This is a genomic window from Bradyrhizobium sp. AZCC 2262, assembly GCF_036924535.1.
Lineage (GTDB): Bacteria > Pseudomonadota > Alphaproteobacteria > Rhizobiales > Xanthobacteraceae > Bradyrhizobium.
This window is the reverse complement of sequence record NZ_JAZHRT010000001.1, coordinates 2722771-2735856: the sequence shown is the minus strand read 5'-3', so window position 1 is coordinate 2735856 and position 13086 is coordinate 2722771. Positions and strand designations below refer to the sequence as shown.

General features: G+C 57.5%; 15 protein-coding genes and 2 pseudogenes. 10 read left to right on the top strand and 7 right to left on the bottom strand.

Going from position 1 to position 13086, the window contains the following annotated elements:
• Positions 1–114 precede the first annotated feature (114 nt).
• Complete coding sequence (locus V1283_RS12880) at positions 115–291, bottom strand: hypothetical protein (RefSeq protein ID WP_334386857.1); 177 nt, start codon at positions 289–291, stop codon at positions 115–117.
• A gap of 678 nt (positions 292–969) precedes the next feature.
• Here V1283_RS12880 and V1283_RS12875 point away from each other — a divergent pair.
• From V1283_RS12875 to V1283_RS12855, 5 genes are all read left to right on the top strand, one after another.
• Entirely contained in the window at positions 970–1257 is a 288-nt protein-coding gene (locus V1283_RS12875; RefSeq protein WP_334386856.1) for a hypothetical protein, read from the top strand.
• 170 nt (positions 1258–1427) lie between these two features.
• Entirely contained in the window at positions 1428–1607 is a 180-nt protein-coding gene (locus V1283_RS12870) for a hypothetical protein (RefSeq protein ID WP_334386855.1), read from the top strand.
• 571 nt (positions 1608–2178) lie between these two features.
• A complete protein-coding gene (locus V1283_RS12865) occupies positions 2179–2592 on the top strand; it encodes an Rrf2 family transcriptional regulator (RefSeq protein ID WP_334393042.1) in 414 nt (137 codons plus the stop codon).
• 52 nt (positions 2593–2644) lie between these two features.
• A complete protein-coding gene (locus tag V1283_RS12860) occupies positions 2645–3406 on the top strand; it encodes an SDR family oxidoreductase (RefSeq protein WP_334386854.1) in 762 nt (253 codons plus the stop codon).
• 591 nt (positions 3407–3997) lie between these two features.
• A complete protein-coding gene (locus tag V1283_RS12855) occupies positions 3998–4396 on the top strand; it encodes a hypothetical protein (protein ID WP_334386853.1) in 399 nt (132 codons plus the stop codon).
• 807 nt (positions 4397–5203) lie between these two features.
• On the opposite strand, the gene V1283_RS12850 is transcribed toward V1283_RS12855, so the two are convergent.
• Both V1283_RS12850 and V1283_RS12845 read right to left on the bottom strand, forming a co-directional pair.
• A complete protein-coding gene (locus V1283_RS12850) occupies positions 5204–5377 on the bottom strand; it encodes a cold-shock protein (protein WP_334386852.1) in 174 nt (57 codons plus the stop codon).
• Between the two features lie 268 nt (positions 5378–5645).
• Positions 5646–5852: a PRC-barrel domain-containing protein gene (locus V1283_RS12845; protein WP_334386851.1), complete on the bottom strand. Its 207-nt coding sequence runs from the start codon at positions 5850–5852 to the stop codon at positions 5646–5648.
• A gap of 210 nt (positions 5853–6062) precedes the next feature.
• On the opposite strand from V1283_RS12845, the gene V1283_RS12840 reads away from it, so the two are divergent.
• Both V1283_RS12840 and V1283_RS12835 read left to right on the top strand, forming a co-directional pair.
• Complete coding sequence (locus V1283_RS12840) at positions 6063–6458, top strand: hypothetical protein (protein ID WP_334386850.1); 396 nt, start codon at positions 6063–6065, stop codon at positions 6456–6458.
• A gap of 46 nt (positions 6459–6504) precedes the next feature.
• Positions 6505–6690 (top strand): annotated as a pseudogene (locus tag V1283_RS12835) (hypothetical protein); the annotation flags it as partial.
• Positions 6691–7000: 310 nt separating this feature from the next.
• Here V1283_RS12835 and V1283_RS44695 read toward each other — a convergent pair.
• The 4 genes from V1283_RS44695 to V1283_RS12820 all read right to left on the bottom strand — a co-directional run bounded on the left by V1283_RS44695 (position 7001) and on the right by V1283_RS12820 (position 10443).
• On the bottom strand, positions 7001–7165 hold the full coding sequence (locus V1283_RS44695; RefSeq protein WP_442895735.1) for a DUF488 family protein: 165 nt from the start codon (positions 7163–7165) through the stop codon (positions 7001–7003).
• 49 nt (positions 7166–7214) lie between these two features.
• Positions 7215–8399 carry a S1C family serine protease gene (locus V1283_RS12830; protein ID WP_334386849.1) on the bottom strand — a complete coding sequence of 395 codons (1185 nt, stop codon included), beginning with the start codon at positions 8397–8399 and terminating at the stop codon, positions 7215–7217.
• Positions 8396–9136 (bottom strand): M12 family metallopeptidase, encoded by a 741-nt coding sequence (locus tag V1283_RS12825; protein WP_334386848.1) that lies wholly within the window; start codon positions 9134–9136, stop codon positions 8396–8398. Before V1283_RS12825 ends, V1283_RS12830 begins: the two co-directional genes overlap by 4 nt.
• Before the next feature lie 101 nt (positions 9137–9237).
• A complete protein-coding gene (locus V1283_RS12820) occupies positions 9238–10443 on the bottom strand; it encodes a hypothetical protein (RefSeq protein ID WP_334386847.1) in 1206 nt (401 codons plus the stop codon).
• Positions 10444–10735: 292 nt separating this feature from the next.
• Between V1283_RS12820 and V1283_RS12815 the strand changes: the two are divergent.
• The 3 genes and pseudogenes from V1283_RS12815 to dinB all read left to right on the top strand — a co-directional run.
• Positions 10736–10984, top strand: a pseudogene (locus V1283_RS12815) (IS110 family transposase); the annotation flags it as partial.
• A gap of 264 nt (positions 10985–11248) precedes the next feature.
• The gene (locus V1283_RS12810) at positions 11249–11974 is read left to right on the top strand and encodes an SOS response-associated peptidase (protein WP_334393041.1); all 726 of its coding nucleotides are present in this window, start codon (positions 11249–11251) and stop codon (positions 11972–11974) included.
• The gene (gene dinB / locus V1283_RS12805) at positions 11971–13077 is read left to right on the top strand and encodes a DNA polymerase IV (RefSeq protein ID WP_334386846.1); all 1107 of its coding nucleotides are present in this window, start codon (positions 11971–11973) and stop codon (positions 13075–13077) included. The genes V1283_RS12810 and dinB overlap by 4 nt, the downstream gene beginning before the upstream one ends.
• The last annotated feature ends 9 nt before the right edge of the window (positions 13078–13086 follow it).

Here is a 13086-nt window from a genome sequence, read left to right as displayed (position 1 = left end):
TTGCACGAAGAGCGGGCCGCACAGACTCGCCCATGCGCTGGCGCCGCTCGACCGGCGGCACGACAGCCTGCCGCGGCTGGACTCACCGGCGGGCTTCCCAGAGTCATGGCGGGGCTATTTGGCCGTTTCGGTTTGGGCCTGCTTCGCGGCGGCTGCCGCGATGGCCTTGGTAAGAGCCTCGAACACCGCGCCGGCAAATGCCGTTTTGTCGTCGCCATCGTACTCAAGCTGGCGAAGCGCCATCTGGCACGCCGCCAAAAGCAATTTCTCAAGGTCGGTTAAGCTATCCATGACGACACCCCGCGCGCCGTAACTGGTTTGCAGACACAGTGCCGACACAGGGCTTTTTCCGGAACGCCGCTAAGTGGGCTAAGTAGTTTATGATTTTGCTGGTGCCGCAAACAGGACTCGAACCTGTGACCCCGTCATTACGAATGATGGATCAGGCTGTCGGACTGTCTGGCTCGGGCGGGAGGATTCGAACCTCGACATAGTGGACGGTAGAAATCGGCCACTCGCCCATCCGAGAGAAGCGATCGAACCACTTTCCATCGGCTCTTATAAGTTGCTCGAAACGTTGAATTTCGAGAACCGTACGGAAGCAGTGGAGTCCAGAGGTTTGGAGAAAAGCGAACCTTTCGGAGAAAAAAGGCCAACTTTGTCGATCCGAAGGCTGGAGCTCCGATCAGAAGTCGCTGTTTCTTTTGGGCTCAATTGCCAGCCAGTCCACCCGGAGAATACTTGGCTGCGGTGAGGCTGGCGGAGGGAGAGGAACTGGGATCGAACCTTCTCCAAGTACGTCTGCGTAGTCCGGCGAACAACTACGCAAACGGATCCATTTGCCCCGGCGCCGCTTGTGGTGCTCATGATTGCGGCCACTGCAGCCCATGCGGTCAATCGACTTAGCATTTAGGTCAACAGCGTCGCCGGGTGATAAAGTAACGACTTTCTGGCGATTCGAGGTTGGCTATGACCAAACAGCGGCAAACCACCAGCAACAGTTTAGCAAATTCTAGACTTCGACCAGCGGTGAAGAAACTACCTGCTCTGCGGTTTCCGATTCAGCGCGAAATTCACAAATTGCAGGACGCGCTGGACGCCTTTAATGAGCGAATTGCAGAATTGCAAGGCGAAGGTCATCGGGGTCGTGCCATGGAAGTGTTGAGAGCAAACGCGCTGGATTTCGCACGTCAGATCGACGAACTTCGCAGTCTATTAGTTGAACCTGCTTTGAAGAATGTCCCGAAGGTGTCGTGATCGTGTGAAGGCGAGCCAGAAGTTGGAAGTTTTTCTGACACGCAGGATTGTTACCAAAAATAGCCGCAAGCACGGATTCGTGAGCGTTTCATTTGTGAATCAAGTTAACTGTGACATTGCAATTGCGGATGTGCTTGATACAAGGCCGCTCCCAAAAAAATGGAGCAAGAATGGCCCGGACTAAGAAGATCGTGCGTCGTGAATGGACAAAGGAAGACGTGCGGCAAATGAAGACGATGGCAAAAGCTAAGGATGGCGTCACAAAGATAGCGAAATCATTAAAGAGAACTCCGGGCGCTACGAGCGTGATGGCTGCGAAGCTTGGCATATCACTTTCAATGCGTGCCTAAGTACCGACAGAACCGGGACTGGCCACGATAGCCAGCGTGGCCAGTCACGTGCGTATTCGATTATTTTTCGTTTGCGTATCGACTTGGCGTTTGGAAAATCATCAGTGGCTCCCAAACCAACTCCCTCGCGGTCTGGGTGTCGTGACGCAGCAAAATTTGATTCCGCTTTTGTTCGCATAACAGACGTAGGTCTGACAACGCCACACGTCCGAAAAGTGCCAAATCCGGACTCGTGCGCCGCAGCAAACTGTCAGACTACCCAATCAGCTCGTCAGCAAGAGCGGCTCGGCGGAAGTCGCGATGCACTACGCCTTTGCCGCCTGCGATTGATGATAAGCTCGAACTTGCCACGACTCACCCACTAGGGTTTCGTACTGCGGCGCCGCCAACTTTCTCACAAGGCCGCGATGAGTCACTGCTCAGCCAGCCAGCCGGCGGCGACGGCAACACTGCCCACTTGGTCGACAACGCCGGCATCACCGGGAACACCGCCTGTGCTGGCGGGGATCGGGGCGATCGGACGCGACGCTCGAGCTTGACAGCCTTAAATGTAACTGGTATCGTTACCGTTATGACCGCGAACAGTCGTATGGCGAGTGCCGTCCACATCATGAGCTTCGTCGCTTACGCCGGCGACGAGGGAACGACTTCGGAGGCAATCGCGAAAAGCCTCCAGACCAACCCGGTCGTGGTGCGGAAGATCCTCAAGCTCCTCGAGCGGGAGGGCCTGGTCGCTCTTTGCCAAGGCCGTCATGGCGGCGTCGGTCTCCGGCGCCCGGCATCTCGCATAACACTCGGTCAGATCTACAAGGCGGTTGAAAGCGAGACCGGCGTTTTTGCCATGCGCAGCCAAGTGCATGAAGGATGCGCGGTGGCCTGCGCGATGAAACGAAGGCTCGGCCCAATCTTCAACGCTGCGAACGACGCCGTTGAGCAGGCTCTCAGCAAAACGAGTCTCGCGGAGCTGGTACGCGGCGTCGGCTAAATTTGCCTGAAATTGTAACTGACACGGATATGTTTAATAAGGAGTGATGACAATGGGTAGGCTAACGGACAAGAATATCCTTATCACCGGCGGTAACAGCGGGATCGGGCTGGCCACAGCGCAGGAATTCGACCGAGAGGGCGCGCGCGTCGCCATCTGCGGCTTGAATGAGAGGACGCTGCAGGCGGCCAAAGGGACGCTGGGAGCCGGAAGTCTCGCCGTTCGCGCGGACGTCAGCAAACTCGCCGACCTCGATACGATGTTCGCCACGATCAAGCGGGAGTTCGGGCACCTGGACGGCCTGTTCGTAAATGCAGGTTACAGCGAGTTCCTGCCGTTCGAAGAGGTGACAGAGCAAAGCTTCGACATGGTGATAGGCTCCAATTTCAAAGGGGCTTACTTCACCATTCAAAAGGCCTTGCCGCTGCTCAGGCCGGGCTCGTCTGTCGTCATCAATGCGTCCGTTGGCGCGCGCAAGGGGTGGCCGACGACCTCGACCGTCTCGACCTGCAAGGCCGCGGTCGTCCATCTCGCGCGAATCCTCAGCGCCGAGCTCGTCGGCCGCGGGATTCGCGTGAATACCCTAAGCCCAGGCCCGACGGACACGGCGATGTTCGGTCGCTTCGCAGGCGAAGAGCAGGGCGACGCGGTCAAGGGCGTCCTTGCAACCAACAATCCCAGCAAGCGGATGGCCGATCCGTCGGAAATCGCGAAGCTGGCGGTTTATCTCGCCTCGGACGATTCCGCGTACATCGTCGGAGCAGACTTCCTGATCGACGGCGGGGTCTCAGCCATTTCGCCCGTGGGCGCTTGAGCTTCATTGCAGAGAGTCGGGGCCGTTCCTGTTTCCGCTCAGGCAAGGGACGGCTCGCACCGCCACGGGCTGCCAGTACGCAGGCGTGATGTCCGGTATGGGTCCTAGCGACGTTCTGACCGCAGGCCGGTTACTTCCGGTCTACCCGCAACTTCGGACATGTCGCTGCACCGCGCTAACTGACGCGATGTGCCAATAGGCGAAATGACCGCGCGCCTACTCGATCACCCTCCTCGGCGCACTGGAGCTTGGAAAATCTGAGAGCTCACCTGCCACTAATAGTCCAAAAGGCCCCCCTCCACCGATAGGGGGCCGCACGGTTTAGGTGCCCATCGGCCGCGTTGGTTTTTCGTCACCGCTGGTGGTTGATGGCTACCGCGCGGAGCCTCTTTGCTAACTCATTGCATTGACTTGTGCGACACGACGGCGCTAAAGAGCGTCAATGATTTCAATTGGTTGGTGCTTTCCGTGCCAATGTTTGTCCGATGACCGCATACAGATGTTTGTGTGCGCTGTCTTTAAGTCCGGTATCTTGAAGGACGGTATCTTGAAGGTTGGGAAGCTCGTGGCAAAAACCTAAAGAGGTCCCCCATGGTTGACGCGGCATATTCTCGCAAACCGCAATTGGGTCATGCTGTTGTACGTGCTCGCTGGCAACTGATCATTCCTCTGGTCGCCGCGTTCGTCCTAATCGGTGGCGGCTGGACCGTGTGGGCCTTTAGTGCAAGCAAGGAAGCCGCGCCGCGAGCTTCAGACGAGCTTATCGAGACGACGAAGGGGCTTGAGGTAACTCAGCAGCAGGCCGTCGACCAACTGCAAATCGTTCAAGATCAGCTCGTAGCTCAGCAGGCCGAGACGAAAAAGCTTTCCAAGCAAATTGCGACGCTTACTGAGAAGCTCGACGCCCTCCAGCAGTCGGTTGCCAATATCCCGGCACCGTCCGTTGCAACGTCGGTTACACTACCGAAAGCCCAGCCTTCGAAGAGATAGCGCGATTGAGGTGGACGGCTTAAGCAGGGCGCGCGTTGATGACCGTTGACCGGGGCGACGCCAACGCGGAGTTTTGGGTATGAGTATCATCCCTCCGGATCTTCAAAAGAAGGTTTGAACAGTGGTGGGTCGCCCAGATTTTCCAGGCCCCGCTAAACCGTCCGGGAACAAAGGTAGCCTAACCTGACCTCGACATTTGTCGCCGATTAGACTCCAGGTCTCATGATCACGGGTCTATGCTGCATGAATTGCTCTCGAAAGTTCAGTTAGAGGTAATCGGGAGGATCTCATGGATCGAGTAACGCGGTGCCCGAAATGCGGAAAACGTGTGGTCCCGGTTGTCACCATCTCCGGCCGCACCGAGCTCCAATGCATAAGTTGTGACGACCCTGCGGTGAAATGGGCTCAAAGTCCGCTTACAGTCCCTGATAAGCCGGTCGCAGCAGAACGCGTTTAAACAGAACGCTTTCGAACTACTTGCGCCGTGCCTTTGACGCGATGCGCTCCCAAATCGTGTGGGGTGCCGGCAAAATTAGAGCTCCTTGAGCTATTAGCTATTGAGGGCGTCGCGCTGCGATCCATCGCATCTGGTCCCAGTGTTTGTTTTGCTCAGATGTTGGCGCCGGCAGTCCCGCCTGGCGCATTGGAATAACGGCCCCAGCCCATCCCCAGCTGGGGCCGTTTCTTTCCCAAACGAAAAGCCGGGCTTTTGGCCGGGCGATTCGCAACATTCCGAATGATGAAACGAACACCTTAGGTCAGAATAGCCACAAGGGTCTGTTCGCTTTGTCACCTAGGAAATTAACTTTATCCGACTCTCAGATTTTCGGCGGACGTCTTGCCACGGTTGCTCATTTCTTCGTAGCTCACCTTAGCCCCCTCATTGAGACTACTCAGTCCCGCTTTTTCGACGGCCGAGATGTGCACGAAAACATCCTTGCCCCCGCTGTCGGGTTGAATGAATCCATATCCCTTTGTCACGCCTCAGTTGGCGGCCTTCGTTCATATTGAGCCAAGCCTGCGATGTCGCGCCGCCTGCGTTTGGAACCGAAACATTTTCCAGCCTGAATGATTTCTCCCGGGGCTTCGCAAGATGCGAGGCATTCATGAACTCACTCTCGCCGGGCGACGTGTTCCTTACGGTCGCGATCATGAGCGGCACCTTCCTTTCCGAGGTCGGGCTTTTCATTTTGGTTGGAATGCTTTGAAAGGAGCGCGCGATCTGGGCAACGCGCAGCCGATGCGCGGGCTAGGACTCAAACTTGATGGTTGAGACCGGCCATCTTCCCTCATGACCTTCGATGGAAATCCGGAGCCCGTGCAATTCATCCAGCCAAACGTTCACCACCGTGCCGGCTTTTCCGTCGGTAAGCACGACGGCTTTGCCGATCAATTTGGATTGCGCTGCACCGTACTCATCCAAGATTTTTGACGCTCGGCGCTTCACTGATGGCATCGCGCGCCCATGGGCCGTCTGTGCTGTCCTAGCAGGAAGCCTTTCCAGTTAGCGCGCGGGGCCATGACGGGGAACTCCAATACTGATTGCCGGATTCAAGACGAACGACCCGGCTTGGTTCCGACATCGCGACCCTTCGAATAGGATGATTTTTTCTCGGCGCGGTCGTGAGCGGACTCGACTTTTGTTCTCTTTATGTTCTAATTCGGGATGACAGACCGACCCGTGAGCTGGCGCATGCCGACCCCGAAACAGATGGAAAAGCTGGCCGCAGAAGCCGTCCGCAGTCGGGCCCCCTCCGCTGCGGCTCCGGATGCGCCCCTCCCGGCCGAATACTGGGAATCGGTCCTTAAAGACCCTCGCGCCGATGCGACCGGAGCCCAGCTGCGGCAACGACGTCTATCCGAAATTCAGCGCCACGTGCTGCGGATCTCCTGCCGCCGCTGCGAGCGGACCGTGGAAATCCAGACCGCCGATGCAGTCCGATTGTATGGCGGCAACGCGGTCTGGAAGGACGTCGCGCAACGGCTGCTCGACAACACCTGCCAACAGCGCACCGGAAGACACGAAGAAGACGGGTGCTGGCCGGCGTTCGAGACGCCGTAACCCGCTCCGGATCGCCTATCCGATCTCTTTGCACTTGGATGTCCGGATGGCTCCGAAGTATCACCCTACGCCCGTGTCGGGCGGTGATCGCAAGGCTCTGGCGAAAGAGCTCGGCAAGGCGCGCGCGATGGCGAACATCCTGGCTAGCCAATCGGCGGAGACGCGGGCGAAGGGGGAAGCCCTCATCCAGCAAGCGGATAAGCTGCTTTGCGAAAGCTCGAACGAGCGGATGTGTGTGAATAGGCGCCGAACTTTGACCCCTATCGGCTTCCAACATTGACCCCGCACGCGATGAACTTTCCGATGGCAGTTCAACGGTGTCAGCAGTGCCAGCTGGGGGTCAAGCTTTGACGCCGATACGGGGTCCAAGAGTACGCCGAATTACAGTCAAGCAGATCCAGGGCCTTCTGAAAGGATGGGCTGCCCGCATAGTCCGCATAATAGCGGAGAGATCCCGGAGCCCAACCATCGTTGAAGTTGGAGGATAGATGGCCCGATGCTTCGCCACGACAAATAAATCCCAGCTGCCTGAAGTTCGTCTCTTAGTGGGCCGATGTTGAAATGGGGGGCCGGCGCGACGCTGGGAACCGTCGTACGTCGACCACAATGCCTATTTGAGCTGAGCTCAGGATATCGAAAAATTCAGATAGAGATCTGTTTGAGTGCCCGACGGTGAATATGGTGTTGGCAGAGGTAATGATTGCCATGCTGATTGAGTCGTCCAATCGTGCGCGCTAGCTGCAAGACGTTTCCTGTTTAGTCGTTCCTTTTTTGGACAAGCGTCACGGTGGCATGAAGCCAGCCGGTGGTTCGCTCGAAGCCCCAGCCACTACCGAGCCGGAAGTTTAGGTTTGCGCTTCTTTTATCGCTGCTAACTTTACAAGCTATCTGGTCAGCATTGTTAGTACTCGAGATTTGGGGGCGGCAGTCTGTGATGGTGTATCCAGGTTCTGCTGCAAAGGCCTCATCGTAACTGCTGAAATCTTTCGGCGGACCTCCCAGTTGCAATTCTTTCGCGCGAGCCACCGTGAAGCTATGTGAGAAGCGCGATGGCAATCGAACTGCATTGATGGGGAAGGGAATAGTGGAGCACGTAGGCGTGCCTTCGCTTGTCGTCGAACAGATAAACGAGGATGTCTTGATGACCGAATTAGATAACGCCGAAAGATCAAGAGGCGCCGGAGCGCTTGCCAGCCGCCAGCAGCGCTGTGGCGGTGGCGGCAGCTCATCCAGCAGCGGTGCTAAGGGACCCTGAAGCAAATTGTAAGTCGGAATTACGAAGTTGACGTTTTGGACGACGATTTCATCGTCGCCATGTTTCCATTTGACGATTCCGCTAACGGCAAAGCCGACCAGGATGCCACTCTCGCCGAATGCCGGGCCGCCACTATTGCCGGGATTGACGGGAGTAGTCGTTTGCCAGCGTCCGCTCGGGCCGCTCTTGTTGCTCACGATACCGTCCGTGACACTGAGATCTTGATCGACAGGATAGCCGAGCACGAACAACGACGAACCGATCGGCACGATACTCTCCTTGTCGAGGAGCGGCACGGGACAAGCCGAATTATTTGGCATTGCGACAGGTTGTGCCAGCTTCAACACTGCCAGATCTCGATCCGGGTCGCGTTGGATCGCAGCGATTTGCAGCGCTGGCGTCTGAAGAGTGCGGGATCCAAGCCGCACAAACATTTGGAGGGTTCGAAAGTTGTCGGCATCTGGAATGACATGATTATTTGTGACGATCAGGCTGCCGCCAATCATTATGCCCGAGCCCGAATTCCGCTCGACAGTGCCATTGTACAAAGTTCCGATTGTCTCGATGTAAGCGATACGCTCGCTGTGGTTGGCGAAGATGCGGACCGCAGGCGATTCAGCAGCGAGCGGAGCCGACCATGCGACTGACAGGACCGCGGCAATGGTGGTTGCGTGCAACAGCTTCATTGTTTGCCATAAACGGTTTGAACTGCTTGAATATCTAGCTCACTCAGCTTGCCATCACCGTTCCAGTTCGGGTTGCAATAGCTCATGATGGAGCCGCGATCGAACCTGGTCACCTTGTAATCGCCTACGGTACCTGAACGTTCTGCCTTACATTCGGGCGGCGCGTCGTTGCGATTCTGCTCGTGCGTGAAGCCGAGTACATGCCCGAATTCATGAGCGGCCACAGCGTAGATGCAGAAGTCGCGCTTCTGCATGCAATCCCTGCCCCAGTTTGTGAATTCGAAGTTCAAGATCAGGCCGGACGGGTACTGGTCCAGGTAATAACCCATCGCGCGGGTGTGCGGCTCTTCATCTGAGATTCGGATGTGAACGCCCGGCGTCTTTTCAACGCAAGTGTCATCCCATCCTGTAAAAGAGATGGCCGAATGGGCGACCCAAGTCTCCTCCACGGCTTGCCGGACGATAGCTCGCTTGACTGCATTGCTGTCGGACGGGTTCTCCCAGCACACGCCGATGGGCATTTTTTTCCACTTGGAGCTGCGCAGCATGGTGCCGAACAGTTCCTCTTGGGTAATCCCAACTGGCACGATCTCATCGGCAACAGCCATCCCCATTAATCCGATGAACAAGAAACAGACGGCAAAGGCCAGCGCAGTCAGCGTCTGAATGCTGCGTCTGGATTGGAGGCCATCTGATGTTGCCGAATGAGGGCGCACCATCGCTGGATTGTCCCTCATCTAGGCCGCGGAGAATTTGTTCACAAACTGCAAAATGTGCCTCCTCGCAGCGCCGCTGACGTACGCATTTTCTGAAGGGCCCTACGATTGTTCGTTCGCTCTCACTGGAATACGACCAAGGATCGCCGCAAGGAGTCGAGCTGAATATCGAACAATTGCCGCCTTTGCTCGTCAGACAGCTCCTTGCCGCCAGCGACCGCCGGCATGCCGAGAACAACGTCCAGCTGATTGGTACGGACTCGCGAGGCTGCCGCAAACGGCGCTGTTAGGCCCGGCCCCTTGAACTTCACCAAGGTCCAGTTGGGCGTCACGCTACCGCCTAGGGTAACGACGAACTTTGCGGTATGAGTGATCGAATCGATAGGAGCGTCTCGCGGCAGCAACTCCCAGGCTGCTTTGGCAGTGGCTTTAGCTTTGGCGACCTCGTCGCTAGCTTCCTTTGCTGCGGGCTGTATCTTTTTTAGCAGGTCGGGATCACTACCCTGCAGCTTGTCCTTTTGCTCTTTCGCATCTCGATCCGCGACAGTTGCCTGCCATGCGAGATTATTCGCCTTTTCCAGCAGCTTCGAGGTGGCTTCGACGTATCCGTAGGCAGCATCTACCGCATCGTACGTAGCCTGGAATTTCGATTGGAGTGCGAGCGCCCGCGCGCGCAGAGCGGCTTCTCTGGCTAGCTTTGTCCCGTTTTCGCCTTTCTGAAGAGCCGCGAATGCCTCCTTCAGCAAACGTTTTGCCGGAGACACGTAACCCGGTTCTTGTGATGCATCCACTGTGGCGGGACCGGGGATTGGATTCGTTTTGCCATTCGGCGGCTGATGATAGCCTATTTTAAGCTGTCCGGTTTCCGTAGGCGCAAGCGCAGAGACGACCCACTCGTGAAGCCCTAGATTTCCTAACAGGCCGAGCTGGAATGGCAGAAGGCAATTGGTGTTGTTTCTATTTTCGACGAGCTCATTCATCGAAAGTGTAAAGCTGAGTTTCTCGACTCGCTGTGCCTGGGTGGACAATTCTCCGGTGGCGCCGATTGAGAACGTTCCTTGAGAGACAGGTGTTACATAGCTTGAATTGGGTTTCACGGACGACAGGTCGTTGACGTCGAGCGTCAAGTCGACCTTGGCGGTCCAGTACCTCATCCATTGATAATCGCCGCTCGGGTAGTGACCCCTGAAATCTGGGACGGCGTAGGCCAACTCGCATTTCACTCGTTGGACGATGTGGGCAATTGCGATGCCGTCTTCTTCAAGGTGTGGAATGACCGTACAGCCGCCCAATGAAAGCCCCAACGCAACAAAAATTATCGCCCGCATAATCGGCCCCTAAGACTAAAGTGACAAATTTATCAATAGTTGCAGTTTTGTCGATGGCTACTTTTCGACGGCTGGATTTATAAACAGGAGCTGAACGGCATATTTGCCCCCTACCAACGGGTCGGCATGAGGCAGGGCCCGTGGGTCTGTAGTCTCCGTTCTCTTGCTCGAAATGGGCCAGCTCTGCACAAAACGACGTCGGCCATGTCGAAGATGGCCGGGCCGGCTGATTGACTTGCAGTCTGCGCTAATCGAACTATCGATAGATAACTAGAACCCATTCAAGTGGGGAAGACATGGCGGTATCACAAAGGCTGGAGATTCGGTGCTCCGATCGACGTTGATCGTCGGCGCGACCGCGCTGCTGAAGCATATCCGAAAGGGTCGTCATAAGCCCACACCCTGGCTCGCCTCGCTGCTAGAACGAAAGCCGCCGAAGTTGGTGGCGGTGGCCTTGGCCAATAGGTTCGCCCGCATCGCGTGGCGCTTGATGATATCGGGCGGCGTGTACAACCGGCCGGCAGCCGCCATGCCCATCTGATCTGAAATTGGCGCCGCGAGCGAGGTTGCTCGGCGGATAGCCCACGAACTTGCAGGACGCAGTAGATGGAAGGACCGATCGGTCGACACGCGCGAGCTTCCGTAGATTACACTGGCATCATCAATGTCGCCTATGTGCTTGGAACGTGCGTAGCGAACACCATCTCGGCCAGCGGGCTTTGTCCGCGCAAACAGGCCGGACATCTGAGAGCAAGCGATCAGGTCAAAAGTCTGCTACCATCCTGACAAGTGGGGGGCCGTCCACATCTGCAATCTCTATTCGATCACCACAAACCAGGCCGCCATCATCGCGCTGTTTCGCGTCGTGAACCGATACGTCGGCAATCTGGCGCCGGTGCCGGGGGTTTTTCCCGATTACAACGCACCGATCGTGCGCAACGGGGCCGAGGGCCGCGAGCTCGCTACGGCGCGGTGGGGAATGCCTTCGTCGTCAAAGGCACTGATGGACGCCACGAAGAAACGGGCCGAAAAGCTTCAGGACAAGGGCAAGACCGTCGATTTCAAGGAACTGCTGCGGATGGAGCCGGACGGCGGCACGACGAACATTCGCAACGTGAAGAGCAAGCACTGGACGCGATGGCTCGGGACCGAAAACCGCTGCGTGGTGCCGTTCAACTCGTTCAGCGAGTTCAACAAGGCCGAGGGCGGCGATATCTGGTTCGCGCTTGATGAGACCCGTCCCCTCGCCTGCTTCGCCGGCATCTGGACCAACTGGACGTCCGTCCGGAAAGTCAAGGAAGGCGAGACCACCAACGACCTCTACGCGTTCCTCACGACGGAACCGAACGCCGAGGTCGGCGCCATCCACCACAAGGCGATGCCGGTGATCCTGACGACGCCGCAAGCAGTCGAGACCTGGATGACGGCCCCTCCGGACGAGGTCTTGAAGCTACAGCGACCGCTTTCGGACGGGTCGCTCAAAATCGTCGCCCGCGGCGTCAAGGAAGATCCAGCCGGGCAGACAACGTGACCACCGAGAACGATGACGACCAGGCAGTTCCCCCGGGCCGCCAGCGCAAGATCATCCACGTCGACATGGACGCCTTCTACGCGTCCGTCGAGCAGCGGGACAATCCGGATCTCCGCGGTAAGCCGGTCGCCGTCGGCGGATCCCAGGAGCGGGGCGTTGTGGCGGCAGCCAGCTACGAAGCCCGCAAGTTCGGGGTGCGGTCGGCCATGCCCTCGGTAACCGCCAAGCGGCAATGCCCAGACCTGATCTTCGTGAAGCCGCGCTTCGAGGTCTACAAGGCGGTCTCCCAGCAGATACGCGAGATATTCGCCGAGCACACCCCGATTATCGAGCCGCTGTCGCTGGACGAGGCTTACCTCGACGTGACCGAAAATCTGCAAGGCATTCCATTGGCGCGAGACGTGGCGTGCGCGATCCGCGCGAAGATCAAGGAGGTGACAGGCCTCAACGCTTCGGCCGGCATCTCTTACAACAAGTTTCTTGCGAAGCTCGCCTCCGACCACCGCAAGCCGAACGGCCAGTACGTCATCACGCCGGAGATGGGGCCGGCGTTCGTCGAAGCCCTCCCCGTCGGCAAGTTTCATGGAATCGGGCCGGCAACCGGCACCAAGATGAACGCCCTCGGCCTCTACACCGGCCTCGACATGCGTAATCAGTCGCTCGAATTCATGCAGACAAACTTCGGGAAGGCCGGAAGCTACTACTACTGGATCTCGCGGGGCGTCGACAACCGTGAGGTCCGCGCCGACCGGATCCGCAAATCCGTCGGCGCCGAAAACACGTTCTCCACCGACCTCACCGACTTCGACGCCATGGTTGTTGAACTGAAGCAGCTCATCGACAAGGTCTGGCGATACTGCGAAGGCGCCGGCAACCGGGGACGCACGGTGACGCTGAAGGTGAAGTTCAACGACTTCGAGATTATCACGCGCAGCAAATCCGTCCCCGTCGCGGTTTCGAGCCGCAGCGAACTGGAAGGCCTATCGGTCGGTTTGCTGCAGAACGAGATGCCGGTCCCCAAGCCGGTCCGGCTTCTGGGAGTCTCGCTATCGGCGCTGCAGCATGTCGACGACGCAGAACCACAGCTGGCGCTGCCGATGTAGTCGCATCAC